General features: G+C 65.2%; 21 protein-coding genes. 12 read left to right on the forward strand and 9 right to left on the reverse strand.

Features of this window, described 5'->3' with window-relative positions; genetic code table 11:
* Positions 1–104: 104 nt before the first annotated feature.
* Complete coding sequence (locus ACFULT_RS14895) at positions 105–1,073, forward strand: inositol monophosphatase family protein (protein ID WP_241483917.1); 969 nt, start codon at positions 105–107, stop codon at positions 1,071–1,073.
* A 77-nt stretch (positions 1,074–1,150) separates the two neighbouring features.
* Here ACFULT_RS14895 and cei read toward each other — a convergent pair whose 3' ends face one another.
* A complete protein-coding gene (gene cei / locus ACFULT_RS14900) occupies positions 1,151–1,831 on the reverse strand; it encodes an envelope integrity protein Cei (RefSeq protein WP_037113397.1) in 681 nt (226 codons plus the stop codon).
* Positions 1,832–2,370: 539 nt separating this feature from the next.
* Here cei and ACFULT_RS14905 point away from each other — a divergent pair.
* A complete protein-coding gene (locus tag ACFULT_RS14905) occupies positions 2,371–2,673 on the forward strand; it encodes a DUF4193 domain-containing protein (RefSeq protein WP_019664051.1) in 303 nt (100 codons plus the stop codon).
* 93 nt (positions 2,674–2,766) lie between these two features.
* Here the strand turns inward: ACFULT_RS14905 and ACFULT_RS14910 are convergent, their stop codons facing one another.
* On the reverse strand, positions 2,767–3,237 hold the full coding sequence (locus tag ACFULT_RS14910; RefSeq protein WP_378481906.1) for a DUF3093 domain-containing protein: 471 nt from the start codon (positions 3,235–3,237) through the stop codon (positions 2,767–2,769).
* 227 nt (positions 3,238–3,464) lie between these two features.
* Here ACFULT_RS14910 and dut point away from each other — a divergent pair, with 227 nt between their 5' ends.
* Both dut and ACFULT_RS14920 read left to right on the forward strand, forming a co-directional pair.
* A complete protein-coding gene (gene dut / locus ACFULT_RS14915; protein ID WP_170945370.1) occupies positions 3,465–3,977 on the forward strand; it encodes a dUTP diphosphatase in 513 nt (170 codons plus the stop codon).
* A gap of 2 nt (positions 3,978–3,979) precedes the next feature.
* On the forward strand, positions 3,980–4,837 hold the full coding sequence (locus ACFULT_RS14920; RefSeq protein WP_378481801.1) for a DUF3710 domain-containing protein: 858 nt from the start codon (positions 3,980–3,982) through the stop codon (positions 4,835–4,837).
* Positions 4,838–4,858: 21 nt separating this feature from the next.
* On the opposite strand, the gene ACFULT_RS14925 is transcribed toward ACFULT_RS14920, so the two are convergent.
* A complete protein-coding gene (locus tag ACFULT_RS14925) occupies positions 4,859–5,560 on the reverse strand; it encodes an alpha/beta hydrolase (RefSeq protein ID WP_378481802.1) in 702 nt (233 codons plus the stop codon).
* Between the two features lie 175 nt (positions 5,561–5,735).
* Here ACFULT_RS14925 and ACFULT_RS14930 point away from each other — a divergent pair, with 175 nt between their 5' ends.
* Together ACFULT_RS14930 and ACFULT_RS14935 are read left to right on the forward strand one after the other, a co-directional pair.
* Positions 5,736–6,113, forward strand: a complete 378-nt coding sequence (locus tag ACFULT_RS14930; RefSeq protein ID WP_037113035.1) for an OB-fold nucleic acid binding domain-containing protein — start codon at positions 5,736–5,738, stop codon at positions 6,111–6,113.
* A gap of 103 nt (positions 6,114–6,216) precedes the next feature.
* Positions 6,217–6,813: a DUF3159 domain-containing protein gene (locus ACFULT_RS14935; RefSeq protein ID WP_378481907.1), complete on the forward strand. Its 597-nt coding sequence runs from the start codon at positions 6,217–6,219 to the stop codon at positions 6,811–6,813.
* Positions 6,814–6,831: 18 nt separating this feature from the next.
* Here the strand turns inward: ACFULT_RS14935 and ACFULT_RS14940 are convergent, their stop codons facing one another.
* Together ACFULT_RS14940 and ACFULT_RS14945 are read right to left on the reverse strand one after the other, a co-directional pair.
* Positions 6,832–7,500, reverse strand: a complete 669-nt coding sequence (locus ACFULT_RS14940; RefSeq protein WP_037113036.1) for a TrkA family potassium uptake protein — start codon at positions 7,498–7,500, stop codon at positions 6,832–6,834.
* A 43-nt stretch (positions 7,501–7,543) separates the two neighbouring features.
* On the reverse strand, positions 7,544–8,209 hold the full coding sequence (locus ACFULT_RS14945; RefSeq protein WP_026347596.1) for a TrkA family potassium uptake protein: 666 nt from the start codon (positions 8,207–8,209) through the stop codon (positions 7,544–7,546).
* A gap of 192 nt (positions 8,210–8,401) precedes the next feature.
* Between ACFULT_RS14945 and ACFULT_RS14950 the strand changes: the two genes are divergently transcribed.
* The 3 genes from ACFULT_RS14950 to ACFULT_RS14960 all read left to right on the forward strand — a co-directional run bounded on the left by ACFULT_RS14950 (position 8,402) and on the right by ACFULT_RS14960 (position 12,739).
* On the forward strand, positions 8,402–10,405 hold the full coding sequence (locus ACFULT_RS14950) for an APC family permease (protein WP_378481803.1): 2,004 nt from the start codon (positions 8,402–8,404) through the stop codon (positions 10,403–10,405).
* The gene (locus ACFULT_RS14955; protein WP_378481804.1) at positions 10,402–11,682 is read left to right on the forward strand and encodes a class I SAM-dependent RNA methyltransferase; all 1,281 of its coding nucleotides are present in this window, start codon (positions 10,402–10,404) and stop codon (positions 11,680–11,682) included. The genes ACFULT_RS14950 and ACFULT_RS14955 overlap by 4 nt, the downstream gene beginning before the upstream one ends.
* Positions 11,683–11,749: 67 nt before the next feature.
* Positions 11,750–12,739 carry an iron-siderophore ABC transporter substrate-binding protein gene (locus ACFULT_RS14960; RefSeq protein ID WP_037113401.1) on the forward strand — a complete coding sequence of 330 codons (990 nt, stop codon included), beginning with the start codon at positions 11,750–11,752 and terminating at the stop codon, positions 12,737–12,739.
* Positions 12,740–12,754: 15 nt separating this feature from the next.
* On the opposite strand, the gene ACFULT_RS14965 is transcribed toward ACFULT_RS14960, so the two are convergent.
* Entirely contained in the window at positions 12,755–12,907 is a 153-nt protein-coding gene (locus ACFULT_RS14965; RefSeq protein ID WP_170945345.1) for a hypothetical protein, read from the reverse strand.
* A gap of 26 nt (positions 12,908–12,933) precedes the next feature.
* On the opposite strand from ACFULT_RS14965, the gene ACFULT_RS14970 reads away from it, so the two are divergent.
* Positions 12,934–13,458: a CGNR zinc finger domain-containing protein gene (locus tag ACFULT_RS14970; RefSeq protein WP_037113040.1), complete on the forward strand. Its 525-nt coding sequence runs from the start codon at positions 12,934–12,936 to the stop codon at positions 13,456–13,458.
* 8 nt (positions 13,459–13,466) lie between these two features.
* Here the strand turns inward: ACFULT_RS14970 and ACFULT_RS14975 are convergent, their stop codons facing one another.
* Both ACFULT_RS14975 and ACFULT_RS14980 read right to left on the reverse strand, forming a co-directional pair.
* A complete protein-coding gene (locus ACFULT_RS14975) occupies positions 13,467–14,303 on the reverse strand; it encodes an ABC transporter permease (RefSeq protein WP_019664037.1) in 837 nt (278 codons plus the stop codon).
* The gene (locus ACFULT_RS14980) at positions 14,300–15,292 is read right to left on the reverse strand and encodes an ATP-binding cassette domain-containing protein (RefSeq protein WP_378481805.1); all 993 of its coding nucleotides are present in this window, start codon (positions 15,290–15,292) and stop codon (positions 14,300–14,302) included. The genes ACFULT_RS14975 and ACFULT_RS14980 overlap by 4 nt, the downstream gene beginning before the upstream one ends.
* 125 nt (positions 15,293–15,417) lie before the next feature.
* On the opposite strand from ACFULT_RS14980, the gene ACFULT_RS14985 reads away from it, so the two are divergent.
* Complete coding sequence (locus ACFULT_RS14985) at positions 15,418–16,158, forward strand: sigma-70 family RNA polymerase sigma factor (protein WP_037113042.1); 741 nt, start codon at positions 15,418–15,420, stop codon at positions 16,156–16,158.
* Positions 16,155–16,946 (forward strand): anti-sigma factor domain-containing protein, encoded by a 792-nt coding sequence (locus ACFULT_RS14990; protein WP_378481806.1) that lies wholly within the window; start codon positions 16,155–16,157, stop codon positions 16,944–16,946. The genes ACFULT_RS14985 and ACFULT_RS14990 overlap by 4 nt, the downstream gene beginning before the upstream one ends.
* Positions 16,947–17,006: 60 nt before the next feature.
* Here ACFULT_RS14990 and glsA read toward each other — a convergent pair whose 3' ends face one another.
* Positions 17,007–18,833 (reverse strand): glutaminase A, encoded by a 1,827-nt coding sequence (gene glsA / locus ACFULT_RS14995; protein WP_378481807.1) that lies wholly within the window; start codon positions 18,831–18,833, stop codon positions 17,007–17,009.
* Positions 18,834–19,013 lie beyond the last annotated feature (180 nt).

Raw genomic sequence — 19,013 nt, forward strand, 5'->3', positions numbered from 1 at the left:
GCCAAGCTGCGTGCTTCGACAATAGTGCCGCGACGGTGATTCGGCGGGTGTGACGCAGTCCGCACCGACGACCGAGTGGTGCGATTCCCGCACACTGTGATCCGATGGGTTCCGTGCCGACTGCATCCGATGACGCTTTCCACCCGACCTCGACGTCCGCTGCGCCCACCCCTCGGGTACCCGACCCCCGCGTGTCGGAGGAGGATCTGAATGCACTGTCGACGGTGGCGCGTGATGTGGCCCGCGCAGCGGCGGCGCATGTTCGGACTCGGCGTCCGCAGGTGTTCGGGCCCGGCGCGCCCGCGGAGACGTCCGACTCCGGACACTCCGTCCACACGAAAAGCACTCCCACCGATCCCGTCACCGTCGTCGACACCGAGACGGAACAGCTCCTGCGGTCTCTGCTCGCCGAGTCGCGGCCTGCCGACACCATTCTCGGCGAGGAAGGCGGTGGCCAGTCCGAGTCGGTGGCAGGTGTCCGGTGGGTGCTCGATCCCATCGACGGGACCGTCAACTTCCTCTACGGCCTACCCGCCTACTCGGTGTCCGTCGCCGTCCAGATCGACGGTGTGAGCGTCGTAGGGGTCGTCGTCGACGTCGCCCGTGACGTTCTCTACAGCGCATCACGGGGCCACGGCGCCACGGCGGAGTATTCGGACGGCACGGTGGAGCAGCTCGAGTGCAACCCCACCTCGGACGTCGCATTGGCGCTCGTCGCAACAGGTTTCGGCTACGGTGCGGCCAGGCGACGGGTGCAGGGCGCGATCATCGCTGAGTTACTCCCGCGTGTCCGCGACATTCGCCGCGTCGGATCGGCTGCGCTGGATCTGTGCATGGTCGCCTCGGGTGCCGTGGATGCTCATTTCGAACATGGTCTGAGCCCGTGGGACTGGGCCGCAGGATCGCTCATCGCCGAAGAAGCGGGCGCGACGGTCATCGCGCCCGACCCGACGTCGACATCACTCGACGGTGCCGTGACCGTTGCCGTCGCACCGGGAATCGCACGAGAATTCGTGGCGACGCTCGACGACGTGGGCGCGCTGGAGGCGATCTCCGGCGCCGCCGACGCCTGATCTTCGGCGGACCGAGCGGTGAAAGTTACTGCTGCAGTCGAGATCCGCTCGGTCGCCGACGACCGAGCGGATCCGGCTCAGCAGCGTGCGGTGCGCGCCGCTTCGAGCAGGCTGATGTCCAGAGGCGCAGGGGTGGAGCCCTGCGTCACCCCGGCCAGCGACTGTAGTACCGACTCGGCGTCGTCGTTGGGCTGCAAATTCTTGAAGTACGTTCCGAGCGCGAGATCGACGGTGTCGTCGGCGCGTGTGTCCTGGATGAGTTCCGCGCAGGGGGCCGCCAGCCATACAGCACTGGCCGCCGCTTTCCCGTTCTCGCCGAACCGAATCTGGCCCTGGCACTGCATGTTCTGATCGACGTATACGGGGTCGTTGCCGACCTGTACGTCCGGTGCACTTGCGAATCCGTATTCGCTCAGGTCGGCGGCGACGGTCGCGGCCTGCCCGCGCTCGCCGTTCGCGTTGAACACTCGGACCTTGGTGGCGGACAGGGCTGCAGGTTCGGTGTCCAGGAGCGTCTCGCGATCGACCCGCTCACCCAGTGCAACAGGCACCGTTCCGTCGTCGGCAGGGGCCGTCGACGGTTCGTTGCACTCGACGGTGGCCGCGACCGTCTCACCGGAGGTGAACACACGGATCCACGTGAACACGCCGAGAAGTGCCAATACTGCGAGCACCGCGACGATCGGCAGTGCTCGGCGTCGCCGGAAGGGTCGCCCACGATCGTCGAACGATGAGCCCTCGGTGATCAGAGAAACCACGGTGTCGATGCGCCTTTCGTTCGCGAGGATCGAACGCGCGGGCAACGATGGTTCGGACCGATGCTTGCGCGCGCCAGCCCACTGTAGTGCTCACCCGAGAGAATGGCCCTTCGCAGGCATGGAATGCCCGGCGTGTCCGAGGTGTTCAAGGGGTTTGTCAGGTGATTGTGGAGGCAGACGGTGAGGCGGTTTCGTCTATGTCATTCGCTTCGGCTATTGTCTGGCGGCCCCGGTGCTGAGAATTCCGAGCAGTCACCGTGGTGGACGGCAGCGCTGTGTCGATGTCTCGATCGTGTTTCAACCTGGGACGTTCGGGCATTACCCGGGTAGTTTCTCGGGCACCTTGCATCGAGGTCGTCCGTTGTAGAGCAGTACCAGCGGTGTTCGGCCTGCATGTCTTGGCGAGCAGCACCCACAAATGAAGAGAACAGCCGCAGAGAATCAGACACGGTGGAGGCGGCTCGGGAGCAGGCCGAAGGCAACGATCGGCACGTGTCCACCCGCACAACACGCACGAGGACGAGGGGTAACAGAAGACAATGGCAACCGACTACGACGCACCGAGAAGAACAGAATCCGACGATGTGTCGGAGGATTCGCTCGAGGAGCTGAAGGCACGTCGCAACGAGGCGCAGTCCGCGGTGGTCGACGTGGACGAGTCGGACACAGCGGAGTCGTTCGAACTCCCGGGTGCCGATCTGTCCGGCGAAGAGCTGTCGGTACGGGTGGTTCCGAAGCAGGCAGACGAATTCACTTGTTCGAGCTGCTTCCTGGTACACCACCGGAGCAGGCTGGCGAGCGACGCCAACGGCGTTCTCGTCTGCCGCGATTGCGCGGCGTGATTTCGGTCGACGGGAATCGAACGACCTAGCTGAACCACGCCGACCGACAAGGTCACACAGATCAGGTGGTGCAGACGATGCGGCCGAGAGCGCTCAGGCGTGATCTCCGGGGGTGGGCCGCGTCAGAGCCGATACCAACGCGTCGGGGCGTGAGGTACTGACCAACCAATAGGGTGTGGGATCGTCCGGATCATCGAGAACGACGAGAACCATCTGTTTGACCCAAGTGCGGTGTTGAACGAAGGCAAGAGGATCCAACTGCCTTCCCAATGCCGCACTTTTTGCTGTCGCGGGCACGACGGCTGCGCGTGCGATCACGTCGAGAGGTAGATGCGCCTTGCCGACGCGGAGCTCACCGTCGCCTGCTGCGTCCTTCTCGACCTCGACTCGCATGCGGCTGAGCCAGATCAGAGCCCAGATCGGGAACGGTAGGACCAATACGTAGGGGAGCCAGGCCCTCAGTCCTGGGGCGCCCATGTGTACCTCGGCAGCCAGTAGGACCCCGACGGCCATGGCAACCGGCCACCACCACAGCGGTACCCATAGTTTCTCGGAGTGCACCACGCGCCGACCGTCTCCGCGGTCGGGCGAAGCGTCGGGATGCAGGTCGCGGCGAGAGTTCTGTGACACGTACTCCAGAGTAGCTGGCGCCTGCACGGCAAGCGGTCGGTGCTCCACTCGGGAAAGTTGTCGCCGGAACACGTACGAGGCCGCGTTCGGTCGTGGGTCGGCGCGTAGTCTCAGTGCACGTGAGTGACGATTTCAGCAGTGACGGCACGTTCGGTGCCGCGATGTCGGCGGATGCGCCCCTCGGCGCGGTCCGAGTAATCCGTCTGGACAAAGAGTTACCTCTTCCGGTCCGCGCGCACGCAGGCGATGCGGGGGTCGATCTGCACATCACCGCAGACACCTCGATCGCGCCGGGGGAGCGTGTGGTCGTCGGTACCGGAATCGCGGTTGCACTCCCGTTCGGCACTGTCGGTCTCGTCCATCCCCGTTCGGGTCTGGCTGCACGGTCGGGGCTGTCCATCGTCAATGCGCCGGGCACCATCGATGCCGGTTATCGAGGCGAAATCAAGGTCTGCCTGGTGAACATGGATCCGCGCGATGCGATCGACCTGGTTCGCGGCGATCGCATCGCCCAGTTGCTGGTTCAGCGCGTAGAACTGGTCACGTTCACCGAGGTCGAGTCTCTCGACGAGACCAGCAGAGGTGACGGAGGCTACGGGTCGAGTGGTGGTCATTCCAGTCTGACGACCTCCGTGCCGGCGGCAGACACATCGAGTCGAGAGGGAGTGAGCTGATCATGTTCGGACGTCGCAAGAAGGACGCAGACGCAGCGGGTGCCCCCAACGAGGACGCCCAAGGGGCAGACGAAGCGCAGATCGGCTCCACCGGTCGGGATACCGACGACGCACTCGATCCACAGGATCGTGCCGCCGATCAGGGTCCGTTCGACCTCGATGAGCTCGACGAGGACCGCGAGACCCTGGCAGCGACTCGGTTGGACCTCGGTTCGGTTCTGCTGCCGCTTCCTGCCGGCGGGCAACTTCAGGTGGAGATGACGCAGGCCGGTGCGCCGCAGGCCGTCCACGTGGTCACCCAGTACGGCCGCATCACCATCGCGGCGTACGCCGCCCCGAAGTCGCCAGGCCAGTGGCGCGAGGTTGCCGCGGACCTCGCGGGTTCGTTGCGAGGTGATCAGTCGGAGGTCTCCGTCGAAACCGGGCCGTGGGGGCGGGAACTACACGGCGTCACGGCGAACGCGGACCTGCGTTTCATCGGCGTCGACGGGTACCGGTGGATGGTTCGTTGCGTGCTCGCAGGCCCGTCGGGCGCTGTCGGTGCCGATTCGCCACTCGTGGCGATCGCTCGCGACGTGCTGTCGCAGACGGTCGTCGACCGAGGCAGCGATCCCCATCCGGTCCGTACACCCCTCCCGGTCGTTCTCCCGCAGGCTCTGCTGGCGCAGTTGGCTGCCGCTCAACAACAGCAACAGGCCGCTGCACAGCAAGCCGGAGCACAGCAAGCCGGCGCGCAGCAAGCCGGAGCGCAGCAAGCTGGGGGTCAGGCAGCGCCGCAGGCTGGGCCGCCGAACCCCGTCGGTCCGACGGAAGGTCCCCGGCGCGGTACCTCCGGATCCGCGATGCAGCAGTTGGGTTGACGGAACGGTCGGTGGAGCGGCTCACACGCCGATGGTCGACAGCCCCTCCACCGCACGTCGACCGAGAATGGACGGATCCTCACCGATCTCGGCCAGCGTGACCGTCGCCAGCGAGGATCGGGCGATGGTGCCGTGCCAGGCGATCGCCACGTCGTGTGGATGAACTGGATCGTCGACGGCCGCCACGATGGATGTTCTCGTTGTCGATCGGGCGAGTTCGGAGAGCTCCGGGGCCGTGTAGGCAGCAGCCTCGTCGAGGGCCGACGGAAGATCCGGCCACTGCGAAGTCCACGACCGGCGCAGCGTCGATGCGAGCCAGGCAGGAGAGGTGGCCGCCATGGCGTCGACGACAGCGCCGAGCCCGTCCCTCCGCAGCGCTGTCGCGGTGTACACCGCGCTGAGAGCCGCGGGTGCGCCGTGCGCCGAACCGAGCCACGGAGGTAGCGCCGCCAGGATTCCGAAGACGTGCTCGGGATTGCGGAGAGCCCACGCCGCGGCCACTGCCGCCCCGATCGACACGCCTCCGACGATGATGGGGCCGTGCTGGAGGGCGGCCAGTTCGAGGGCGTTTTCGTACGACTCGACTACCCGCGTCGGGTCCGGTTCGACGGCGGTGGTGTGCGTCCCTGCCAAGGCGAGTGCGTCCGCGAACGCCTCGGCGGCGAACGCAGCGTCGGAGCCGGTGCCGGGCAGGACGACGGCGTGCGCGGGCCAGGTATCCATGACTCGGAATTGTCCACGTCCGTCCGGCGTTGTCGACGACCGAGGGTGCTGCACGAGTCAGGAGTCCGAACACGGCACCGCGCGCTTGGACTTAACCGTCGCGCCGGGGTTACAGTGGCCAGGAGCCACGCCGCATGACGTGGCACAACTTCGCAGATGCTTTCAGGAGCGCACCATGGCACCCGCTGCCGCAGGGTATTTCCGCAAACTCACCCGGAAATTGACCGAGGACGTCGACAGCCTCGACGCACAGGAGATGGCGGAGTCGGCGGAGGCATCCGGCGCTCAACGCGCGTGTGACTGTTCCCGCGGTGACGAAGTCACCATGCTCGGACGTCTGCGCAGTGTGGAGGCCTGCTCCAAGGCCGCGAACGCCAACATCGAAGCGGAGTTCTTCGACGGAACCGACCCGGTGACGCTCGTGTGGATCGGCCGTCGCAAGATCCCGGGAATCGAGCCGGGCAAGACCGTGCTGATTCGGGGCAGAGTAGGGGTTCGCGACGGCCGGAAGATCGTCTACAACCCGTACTACGAACTGCGCGACGACTCCTGACGCCCTTGCCGCCGTCCGCAGGTGACGGTGTGGCACCCTCGACATCGTGACCGAGAGCGACAGGCCAGAGGCCGAGGAACGCAAGCAGACCATCCTTGAACAGATGGGTGGGCTGAGCGGCGTGGTGGCGTCCACGCTGCCCGTCATCGCCTTCGTCCCGGCCAACAGTTTCTTCGACCTGACGGTCGCCATCTGGACGGCGCTCGGTGTTGCACTCGCCGTCATGGTGTGGCGACTGGTCACGAAGGCGCCGGTTCAGCCGGCGATTTCCGGGTTCTTCGGAGTCGGTATCTGTGCGTTCATCGCGTACCGCACCGGAGATGCCAAGGGCTACTTCCTGTTCGGCATCTACACTTCCCTTGCCTACGCGGGTGCATTCGTGCTGTCGATGATCGTCCGGTGGCCGCTCGTCGGTGTCGTCTGGGGGTATCTGAACGGCAAGGGCACCGCGTGGCGTCGCAGCAGTCGTGCCGTCGTCTCGTACGACATCGCGACGTTCGCCTGGGCGGTGGTGTTCGGCGCACGGTATGTCGTGCAGTCGCAGCTCTACGACGCCGACCAGACGGGGTGGCTCGCCGCCGCCCGTATCGGCATGGGATGGCCGCTGACAGGCGTCGCGCTACTGGTGACCTTCTGGGCCGTGCGGCGCGCCGACAATGCGCTCGACAACGAGTCCGCCGAGCACCGAGAGATCAAGTAACTCAGCGGGAGTGGCGCGTCACCCCAACTTGGACAGGCCGACGGCTGCGCGTAGTTCGTCCTCGACTTCTTTCGAGGCGACGAACAGCAACTCGTCCCCTCCTTCGAGCGGATCGTCCTGCTGCGGAACGATGACTCGACCGCCGCGCAGAATGGTCACCAAAGCGGCGTCACGGGGCAGCGACAGCTTGCGGACCGGCTTGCCGGCGAGCGCCGTGTTTTCCGGAAGCGTGACCTCCACCAGGTTCGCCTGACCTTTTCGGAATGTCATCAGGTGAACGAGATCGCCCACCGACACCGCTTCCTCGACCAGCGACGCCAGCATTCGGGGCGTCGACACCGCGACGTCCACGCCCCACGATGCGTCGAACAGCCATTCGTTACGAGGATCGTTGACCCGTGCGACAACACGATTGACGCCGAACTCCGTCTTCGCCAGCAGGCTCAGGACGAGGTTGGCCTTGTCGTCGCCCGTTGCCGCGATGACCACGTCGTACTGCTCGAGGTGGGAGGCCTCGAGCAGTGCCAGTTCACAGGCGTCGGCGAGAACCCATTCCGCCTCGGGAATCGCGTCGCGGTCGAGGTGATCGAGTTTGCGTTCGAGGAGCATGACGCTGTGCTCGCCGCGAATGAGTTCGCGAGCAATGGATCTGCCGACAGCTCCGGCACCGGCGATGGCAACTCTCATGGTGTCCTCAGTTTCGTGTCGAGGGCGAATGTCGGGCGAGGCGTCAGTCGTCGGACGGTGGGGGATTGGACGCGAGCGCGATGGCTTCGGCGACCGTGCCGGACACCGCGGCCACGTAGATCTCGTCGTCGGACTGGATGACGGTTTTCTTGTCCGGCAGCAGCCCGGTGCCGAACCGGATGATGAACGCAGCCCGCGACCTCGTCGACTCCTCGAGTACGGATACTTTCCTCCCGATCCACCCCTCGTGGAAATCGAGAAGCACGACGGCGACGTTGCCCGACGGGTCACGCCATTTCGTCGTCGGGTCGTCCCGCAGGAGGTTGTGCAGGAAACGGTCGGTCGCCCACGGGACGGTGGCCACCGTCGGGATCCCGAGCCGCTCGTACACCGCGGCGCGCTTGGCGTCGTAGATCCGTGCGACGACCCGCTCGACACCGAACGTCTCACGAGCCACGCGCGCGGAGATGATGTTCGAGTTGTCGCCGGACGACACTGCGGCGAACGCCTCGGCCTTCTCGATGCCTGCCTTCGTCAGAACGTCGCGGTCGAAGCCCATTCCGATGACTCGGTGGCCGTCGAACGCGGGATCGAGTCTGAGAAACGCCGTCTCGTCACGGTCGATGACGGCCACCTCGTGGCCGATTCTCTGCAGAGCACCGGCCAGCGACGCGCCCACCCGCCCGCATCCCATCACCACTACGTACACAGATCCAACTCCATTCGGATTCTTCTTCTCGGCGCTCGCTCTGCACCAACGTAACGGTCGGGGACGCACGGATCGAGCGTCGGGATGCATCGGCCGTCGCCGAGTTGGACAAATCGGGTTGCGTGTCGAGCAATTCGGCGAGTTCGGGTGCACCGATGTCGTGATTCGATTCGGACGGCTTACGCTTTCACGGTGTCCAAGCTCTCGACCGCCGCGAAGCGGCTCGTGCTCGGTAGACCGTTCCGAAGCGACAAGCTCGGTCACACCTTGCTCCCCAAGAGGATCGCGCTGCCGGTGTTCGCTTCAGACGCCATGTCGTCGGTGGCGTACGCACCGGAGGAGATCTTCCTCGTACTGTCGGTCGCCGGCATCTCCGCGTACGCCTTCACTCCGTGGATCGGGCTCGCGGTGTGCGTCGTCATGGCCGTCGTCGTCGCGAGCTATCGACAGAACGTGCATGCCTATCCGTCGGGCGGCGGCGACTACGAGGTCGCGACGGTCAATCTCGGACCGACCGCCGGACTCACGGTGGGAAGCGCGCTGCTCGTCGACTACGTGCTGACGGTTGCAGTGTCGGTGTCGGCAGCAGCGTCGAACATCGGATCCGCCATCCCGTTCGTAGCTCAGCACAAGGTTCTGTTCGCGGTCCTGGCGATCGTGCTGATCACGTCGATCAATCTGCGCGGCATCCGCGAGTCCGGAGCTGCGTTCGCCGTGCCGGTCTATGCATTCATGATCGGAATGTTCGTGATGCTCGGGTGGGGCCTGTTCCGCGTCTACGTGCTCGGAGACGAACTGCACGCCGAGTCGTCGGGCTTCGAGCTGAAAGCCGAGGATTCCCACCTCTACGGCATCGCGTTCGCGTTCCTGATAGCCCGAGCCTTCTCGTCGGGCTGCGCGGCGCTCACCGGAGTCGAAGCGATCAGCAACGGTGTGCCGGCCTTCCGTAAGCCGAAGTCACGCAACGCGGCGACGACGTTGCTCATGCTCGGTGGCATCGGCATCACGCTGTTGATGGGAATCATCCTTCTGGCCGAGAAGATCGGCATCAAGTACGCGCTCGAGCCGAGCGAACAGCTGGTAGGAGCGCCGGACGGCTACCAGCAGAAGACACTCATCGCGCAACTCGCCGAGGCGGTCTTCCACGGGTTCCCGATCGGGTTCTTCTTCATCACCGTCGTGACCGCACTCATTCTCGTCCTCGCCGCCAACACCGCGTTCAACGGATTTCCGGTGCTCGGTTCGGTTCTCGCCCAGGACCGGTATCTCCCGCGCCAGTTCCACACCCGTGGTGACCGCCTTGCGTTCAGCAACGGAATTCTCTTCCTGTCCGCCGCCGCGATCGCGTTCGTCGTCGTGTTCGACGCCGAAGTGACCAAGCTCATCCAGCTCTACATCGTCGGTGTGTTCGTGTCCTTCACCCTGAGCCAAACCGGCATGATCCGGCACTGGACGCGGTTGCTGCGTGTGGAACAGGATCCCGAACAGCGTCGCCGAATGTTTCGCTCACGCATCGTCAACGGTGTCGGACTCGGGCTCACCGCCACGGTCCTCGTCATCGTGCTCATCACCAAGTTCGCGGCCGGTGCATGGATCGCCATCGTCGCCATGTTCGCGGCGTTCGGTCTGATGAGCCTGATCCGCAAGCACTACGACACGGTCGCCCGTGAACTCGAGGACGAGGAATGGGATGGCGTGCTGCCCAGCCGCACGCATTCGATCGTGCTGGTGTCCAAGCTGCACATGCCGACCCTTCGCGCGTTGGCGTACGCCCGCGCGACCCGCCCGGACACACTCGAAGCGATCACCGTCAACGTCGACGAGCCGGACACCCGCCAACTGGTCAAGGAGTGGGAGGACAGCGATGTCACCGTGCCGCTCAAGGTGGTCGAATCCCCGTACCGGGAAATCACCAAGCCGGTCCTCGACTACGTCAAACGCGTACGACGCGACTCGCCGCGCGACGTGGTCACGGTCTTCATACCGGAATACGTCGTCGGGCACTGGTGGGAGCAGATTCTGCACAACCAGAGCGCACTGCGCCTCAAGAGTCGGTTGCTGTTCCAACCGGGAGTGATGGTGACGAGCGTTCCCTGGCAGCTGCAGTCGTCGGCGAAAGCGAAGCGCGAGAGCATCGAGAACGCGCCCGGTGCGTCCCGCCGAGGCTACGAACCCCCGAGCGGAACCGGGCGATGACCGACAGTTGGTTCGGGTCGACGATCGAGGTCACTCTCGGTGCGCCCGGGCACGGAGGGTTCTGCGTGGCCAGGCACGACGGACGCGTCATGTTCGTTCGACACGGCCTGCCCGGGGAGATCGTGCGAGCGAAGGTCACCGAGGATCGGGGTGGGTCGTACTGCCGCGCTGACGCCGTCGAGATAATTGCCCCGTCGGCCGATCGCATCACTCCACTGTGCCCCATCTCCGGTCCCGGCGGCTCGGGATGCTGCGATTGCTCCCACGTGAACCAGTCCGCGTCGCGGGCCATGAAATCGGTAGTGGTGGAGGAACAACTTCGTCGGATCGGCGGTCTCGACCGAGAGGTCACCGTCGAGGAACTGCCGAACACCGGCGACGGCACCGGCTGGCGGAGTCGTGTCCGATTGGCCGTCGACGCGGGTGGCCGCGCAGGCTTCCATCGATACCGCAGCGCCACCGTCGTGCCGGCACTGAGCTGTCCGCAGGTCGTCGCAGGCGCCTTCGACGGTCTCGCCGATTCGACATGGCGCCCGGGCTCGGAGCTGGTGGTTGCCGTCGGCAGCTCGGGAGAGCGGCACGTCGTCGAGATCTCACCAGCATCGGTGTCGCGCACGGGTCGCCGATCACCCGGTCGACGCGGTGCATCTGCTCGACGGGCCGCATCGTCGGCCCCGCGTCCGGAGCGGGCCGTCGTCGGTAGCGGACGAGTACGCGAATCGGTGTCGGGGCGTGACTGGGAACTGGACGCAACCGGATTCTGGCAGGCACACCGAGGCGCCGCGCAGATCTACTCCGACGTGGTGACCGAGTGGGCCGACGCCAGGCCCGGTGAGGTCGCGTGGGACCTGTACGGGGGAGTCGGCGTGTTCGCGTCGAGCCTGGCGACAGGAGTCGGCGCCACCGGCCAGGTCGTCAGTGTCGAGTTCTCGCGTAAGGCGTCGGCCGACGGCGCCCGTGCGCTCGCCGATCTCGAGCAGGTGCGATTCGTGCCCGGACGAGTCGAACGCACCGTCCGTGCGCTTCCCGCGCCGAACGTCGTCGTGCTCGACCCACCTCGATCGGGAGCAGGCAAAGAGGTCGTGGCAGCAGTCGCGGCGTCGGCACCCGGACGCGTGGTGCACATCGGCTGCGACCCCGCGTCCTTCGCCCGCGATGCCCGGCTGTTCGTCGACGCCGGATATCGACTCGAACAGGTGCGTGCATTCGACGCTTTTCCCCTGAGTCATCACGTGGAGTGCATCGGACTGCTCGTGCGAGAAGGTGGCACACCGTAGAGGTCGTGGGCTCGGTAGATTGAGCCGAGTGAAATCGCCCTTCCCTCGTTTCCGTCTCGTCCGTACCGTGTCGATCCTCGCCGTCGCCGCTGTCGCCGGCCTGGTCGTGTCCTGTTCGTCGACTGCAGACGAATCGACGGCCACCCCCGCAGCTGCGGGCGCCGACAATGCGTTTCCAGTGTCGATCGACACCAAGTTCGGTGACGTCACCGTGCCCGAGCGCCCGCAGCGTGTCGTCGCCCTGGGATGGGCCGACGCGGAAACCGCGCTCGCACTCGGCGTACAGCCGGTGGGCGCGAGCGATTGGCTGGCGTTCGGAGGCGACGGCGTGGGCCCGTGGGCCGACGGCCTGTACGACAGTCCCCCTGAGATCATCGGCACCCAGGAACCGTCCTACGAGGCGGTTGCGGCTCTGGAACCCGACCTGATCCTGGACACCAAGAGTTCGGGGGATCAGGAACGGTACGACAAGTTGACACAGATCGCGCCGACGGTGGCTCTGCCCGACGGCGCGGACAACTACCTGACCACCGTCGAGCAACAGGTGACCATGGTGTCGGCGGCGTTGGGTGAATCGGAGAAGGGCGCCCAGCTGTTGGCCGACCTGGACGGTCGGTTCCGGACCGCAGCGGCGGAGCATCCGGAGTTCGAGGGCAAGACCATCACTGTCGGAGCCTTCAGCGGAACCGGATACGGGGCGTACATCTCCGACAGCACGCGAGTCGTGTTCATGAAGAAGCTCGGTTTCGTATCGAGCCCCGCCATCGACGCGTTGACGGCGACAAGAACCGGCTCGACCGGATTCTCGGTGCCCGTATCGGAAGAGGAACTGAACACGCTCGATGCGGACGTCGTGGTGATCTTCCCGGTACAGCGATCGGCCGACGACGTGACGAGTAATCCTCTGTTCCAACAGATCCCTGCAGTCCGGGACGGACGGTCACTGGTGTTCGACGATCCCGACGTGGCCAAGTCCTACTCGACCAATTCGATTCTGTCGGCGACGTACGCCCTCGACACTGTCGTTCCGATGATCGCGGAGAGGGCCGAACGCTGACGGGTACATGCTCGGTCACCGAGTTTCCACGACGGCGACGGATGTGGTTGCGGCGTGTTTCGGGGCGCGGATGCGCTGGGAGCCGCAGGTGCACCGCTGGTAGGTGACGGTGCCTTCGCTGGTGTTGTGGCTGCTTTCGGTGGTCCAGGTGTGGATGTGTGCGCTCATACCCACGACTGTGCTGTAATGGTCTTGTGCATATCAACCCTTACGGAACGTATGCGGTTCAACTCGGAGTCGAATTGCTCAATTCGCCGCCGATGTCGGCGGACGAGCTCGGTCGCCGGTGCGTCGAGGCAGGACTCGTTCTCGACGCACCGGCGACCGACGCGGACGTCACCGCCACCGTTGCATTTCTCCGCGAGTGGGAGACGGTCGTCGACGCCGATACCGAACAGGCTCGGGCGGACGTCCTCAACGGCCTGCTCGCGCAGGCGTCGGCCTACCCGCGGCTGACCAACCATGCGGGCGACGGCTGGCACATGCACTACCGCGACCCGAACATCGCTCTCGGGTCCGTGGTGCGGGCGTTGGTCAGCGTCGGAACGGCGTTGCATCTGACCGGGCGTGGAATGAACAGGTTGGGCAGGTGCGCGGCGGAGGACTGCGTACGTGTGTTCGCCGACGTGTCGAGGACCGGAAGGCAACGCTACTGCGGCACTGTGTGTTCCAACCGCGACGCCGTACGGCGGCACCGAGCCAGGGCTGCCACCGAGTGACGAGAAGATCAGGTCTTGCGGTTGTACAGACGCATCGTGATCGGCCCGAACACGAGTAGGAAGCCGCCACACATCGCGGCAGTGACGGCGAGCTTGGTGGCGTCCGGTTCCCCTGACATCAACGACCGGATGGACGTGACGAGGAAGCTGACCGGATTGACCTCGACGAACGCGCGGAGCCACCCCGGCATGGTCTGGGGGTCGACGAAGATGTTGCTGGCGAATGTCAACGGAAACAGGATGAACATCGACACGCCCATGACCGCGGCCTCGGTGCGCACGATCATCGCGATCATCGTCCACACCCACGAGAGACAGAACGAGAAGATCAACAGCAGTGCGATCGAGGCGACGACGCCGAGGAGACCGCCGTCGGGCCTGAACCCGATGACGAGACCGAGGATCAGCACGATGACCGACGCCAGTGAGTAGCGGACGACGTCGCCGAGGAGCGCGCCCACCAACGGTGACGGGCGCCAGATGGGTAGTGATCGGAACCGGTCGAACACGCCCTTCTCGATGTCCTTGTTCAACGTCACGCCCGTGTACATCGTGATCATCACGACGGTCTGCACCAGAATTCCCGGCAACAGGAACTGGATGTAAGCGGTGGTGGATCCGGCGAGAGCGCCTCCGAACAAGTACGTGAACAGCAACGTGAACATGATCGGAAACATCGTCACGTCGAACAGTTGCTCGGGGACGTGCTTGATCTTGAGGAGCGCTCGCCACCCGAACGACAGCGAGCTGGCGACGGCGTTCGGCCGCGGGGGTCGTGTTGCGCCGCTTCGTAGTACGTCCGCGACCGCGGCCTGCTCGGACGCGTCCTTCGACAGCGTTGTCATGATGATGTCTCTGTTCTCTCGGTGGCGTTCGTGCGGGCGGACTCGTCGTCTGCGGGGTGGCCGGTCAGCGCGAGAAACACTTCGTCGAGGCTGGGTTGGCCGATGGCGAACGAGGCCACCGCGATTCCCGCGTCCTCGAACGCGGGCAGAGCGGCAGCCACCGAGGACGTCCGGTCCAGGCGAGCCGACAGTGCAACCGGATCTGCTTCCTCGGTCACCGACTCGGACAGGATCGTGCGAAGGATTGCTGCGGCTTCGGACCGTCGAGCGGGATCCAGTACTCGCACGTGCAGCGAGCCCGCGCCGACCGACGCCTTCAGTTCGCCGGTGGTGCCTTCCGCGATGACCTTGCCGCGGTCGATGACCGCGATCCGTCCGGCCAGTTGATCGGCTTCGTCGAGGTACTGAGTGGTGAGCAGAACCGTCGTACCGCCACCGACGAGAGCGCGGACGATGTCCCACACCTGATTGCGGCTACGAGGGTCCAGGCCGGTCGTCGGCTCGTCGAGGAAGATCAGTTCGGGAGTGACGATGATGCTCGCAGCGATGTCGATCCGACGCCGCATACCGCCCGAGTACGTCTTCACCTGGCGAGACCCGGCGTCGGCGATGCCGAACGCGGTGAGCAGTTCGTCCGCTCGGGACCGCGCCGCCGAACGCGAGTATCCGTAGAGCCGAGCCAGCAGGATCAGATTCTCGGTACCGGTCAGATCCTCGTCCAGCGATGCGAACTGGCCGGTCAGTGACACCTTGCCTCGAATGGCGTCCGCCTCGGAGGCGACGTCGTGGCCCAGTACGCGAGCCGACCCGCCGTCGATCGGAAGAAGTGTCGCGAGCATTCGGATCGTGGTCGTCTTGCCTGCTCCGTTGGGGCCGAGGACACCGTATACACCTCCACTCGGAACCGACAGGTCTATTCCGTCCACCGCAGTGTTGTCGCCGAAGCGTTTGATCAGGCCCGATGTCTCGATCGCCGGCATGTGTCCCATTCCTCCAAGATTGTCCGAATCGACCTCGAAGTGCAATCGATTATCCCGCGCAGCCATCCGCGGCGCAGGGTGTACCGAATATGTTGTGCGGCGGGAAAACGCGGAGGTTTCGGTGTGAGAGCAACATGAGCACTACTCTCTTGATCAATGAACGCGATCAGAGTCGAATTCGTTGGGACATCGTCACGGTGAGCACGGACCCCACGCCGGGCTCGCAGTACCAGGGGCCACCGAATTCAGAAGAGGACCCGTCGGCAGAACAAGGTGCGGCCTGTGCCGTGCCCAGTGCGCAGTTGCGCAACTTGCGAGCAGACGAGATGGAGCGGCTCCGCCGGCTGATGGCCGCGGTCGCCGGCGGTGATCAGCGCGCCTTCGGCGAGTTGTACGACGCCACCAGCGCACGCGTCTACGGCATGGTGCTGCGTGTCCTTCGCGACCCGGGGTACAGCGAGGAGACGACGCAGGAGGTGTTCCTCCAGATCTGGAAGTCGGCACCCAACTACGACCCGAACCAGGGAAGCCCCCTGGCGTGGATCATGACGTTGGCGCACCGGCGGGCGGTGGACCGCGTGCGGTCCGAGCAGTCCGGGACCGACCGTGAAGCTGCGTACGGGGCGATCAGCCACACCCCGGAACACGACGAGGTCCTCGAGGCCGTCACCCAGCGACTGGAATCCGACGCCGTGGTTGCGTGCCTCGACACACTGACCGATACGCAACGCGAGTCGGTACGAATGGCTTATTACAGCGGTTGGACATACCGCGAAGTGGCGGAGCGGCTCGGGGTCGCGGTTCCGACGATCAAATCGCGAATACGGGACGGACTGATCAAGTTGAAGACATGTCTGGGGGTGACACCCTCATGAGCGAAGCAACGCGACAGCGGCTGCTCGACTCCGCCGAGGTGTACGCCCTCCACGCGGTGAGCGCCGCCGAGGAAGCCGACATCGAACGTGACCGTGCGGCGGTGGACGACACCGCCCGTGTGCAGTTCAACATCCTTGTCGGCGAGATACAGGAAACTCTTGCGCTGGTGTCCGTGCTGGATGCCGCGGACCCCCCGGCGCAGCTGAGAGACCGCGTGCTGCAGGAAATTCCGCGCATCACGCAGGATGTCGCCGATCCCGCACCCGCAACGGTGACCACGCTGCGCGGACACCGAGATCGGCGCGCCAAGCAGGAGTGGAGCCGGCGGAACGGCCCAGGGGTGGGTCGGTGGCGTACCACGATGCTCGCCGCCGCGGCAGCAGTCGTCGTGGCAGTCGGCGGCGGAGTGGTCGCCACCCAGGTTGTGGGCAACGATCCGGCACCGACCCAGGCGGAACAGATCGTGGCAGCGCCGGACGCACGTGAGACCACTGCCGAGTTCCCCGGTGGCGGCACGGCGAACATCTCCTACTCCCGTGAGTCGGGTTCGCTCGTCGTCACGCTCGACGGCGTTTCCGCACCGGCGGCTGGCCAGGACTACCAGATGTGGTTCGTCGACGGCACGCCTCGGTCGGTCGGTCTGGTGACGGCCGAACAGTTGGTCGACAGCGACGGCACCGTCATCGACGGCATGGGCGCGGCAACGAACTTCGCGTTCTCGCTCGAGCCCGCAGGCGGATCTCCGCAGCCGACGGAGGTTCTGACGATGGTGACACTCGACGCGTGACACTCGACGCGTGACATTCGACGCGTGACACTTGACGCCGATCGAGTTCGATGTGGGGCCTCAGCGCCCCACATCGAACTGCCCGAGAGATTTGATCGCGGTGTTCATCTGCATGTAGGCACCGGTCGCGAGGGTGGTCAGGAGCTCCAGTTTCACCGACGGTGCAGACACGGACAACGCGTCGAAATCTCGAACCGACATCACGGCGACCGACAACGGGGTGTCCGCCCGGAAATCGAGTAGGAACTTCGTTCGGGCCAGAAGGGGCATCTCGCCGAAACTCATCCCAGGAGAGAGCGTCGAGATTCGGTGATGTCGACCTCCCGGTGAGGTGAACGACGACGACACTTGCCCGGCCAGTACGAGAAACAGCCCGGCGGCCGGTTGTCCGCTCGTCACGACGGTGTCTCCCCTGGCGTAGGTGTGCACGGTGAAGGCGGGTTCGACAGCGGCGAATTCAGCCGGGGACAAGCCGTCGAGCACCGGGTGGTCTCGCAGGGCTATGCGGTCGGGTTGTCGAGGTCCGACGCAGTACTTGTCGAGCAGAATTTCCTCGGCCCACTGAATCGCGGAACCCAGGTCGGCGAAGACGCGTCCCGATGCGCCACCGGGGTCGATGCTGGAACTCGTGCGACCGAGAACTCCCGAAGGGTCGACGAGCGATGCTCGGCAACCACGGCTGGACAAGTGGGCAAGCACTCTGTCGAACATTCCGCGTGCCACGTCGCTGACCTCGTCGACGCCGCGGACGTCGATGACCAACGCATCGAGCTGTTCGTCGAGATTGCCGATCTCGCGCACTGCCGTTTCCGCGCCGGAGAACAACAGATCTCCGTGCAGCTCGTACACCCGAGCGCGGCTGCCGAACCGAGCGAGTGCAGCTTGCTCGATCTCGCTTCGTCGGCGCCGTGAGGGGGCCTCACCGACGGTGTACTTGCCGCGGATCGCGGACCGGGCCGCACGAGTGACATGGAGAAAATGCAGTTCGAGCTTGCGCGAGAGTTCGCGGCACGCCGCGACGCCGCGCACGCTGTTTCCGTGCGGATCGAGTCTGGGGGAGTAGACCGCAATTCCCATCTGACCGGGCAGGACGGCCAGAATGCCGCCACCCACCCCGCTCTTCGCGGGCATCCCCACTCGCGCAACCCAGTCGCCCGCACCGTCGTACATTCCGCACGTCGTCATCACACTCAACACACGTTCGACGAGCGCCGGAGCGAGGGCACGTTCCTTGGTGCGTGGGTTGAGTCCGTTGTTCGCCATCGTCGCCGCCATCATGGCGAGGTCGACCGCGGTGACGTCTATCGAGCACTGACGGAAGTACAGATCCACTGCGGCATCGGGATCGTCGGTGATGATGTCGAACGAGCGCAACATGTACCCGATCGCACGATTCCTGTTGCCGGTGCGGGCCTCGGAGAGATACACCGATTCGTTGAATGTCAGCGAGCGACCGGCGTACCGGGAGTAAGCCTGACGGATTCGTTCGAAACGATCCGCCGCCGACTTCCCGGCGATCAGCGACGCCGAGGTGATGGCTCCGGCGTTGATCATCGGGTTGCGTGGGCGTTCGGTGATCGGATCGAGACTGATCTCGTTGAACGGTTCACCCGACGGCTCGATGTCGATCTTCTGCGCGACGGCGTCCTCGCCCCGGTCGGCAAGGGCCAGTCCGTAGGTGAAGGGCTTGGAGATCGATTGGATCGTGAAGGGCGTCGACGTGTCGCCCACCTTGTACACGTATCCGTCGCTCGTCGCCAGGGCGATTCCGAATCCGTCGGGCGCGACCGCGGCGAGTTCCGGGATGTAATCGGCGACGCTGCCCGAGGTGTCGTCTCGGCACGCGTCGAAGACGTGCTGGAGTATCTGATCCACGACGCTCGACATGAGGCAACCCTATGCTCCGACCTCGGTGTTCGGTGTGATCATCGACGCGTGGACGTGATGGTCGTGTTGCCCGAAGGTCACAGTATTGTCGGAGTCGGTACACGATTCGGCGGTGGTCGCGGTACGGCATCGACGGTGTCGGTACGGCGTCTACGTTTCGCTACGTAGACTGTTCTGATC

It is taken from the genome of Rhodococcus sp. NPDC057297 (assembly GCF_042667435.1).
Lineage (GTDB): Bacteria > Actinomycetota > Actinomycetes > Mycobacteriales > Mycobacteriaceae > Rhodococcoides.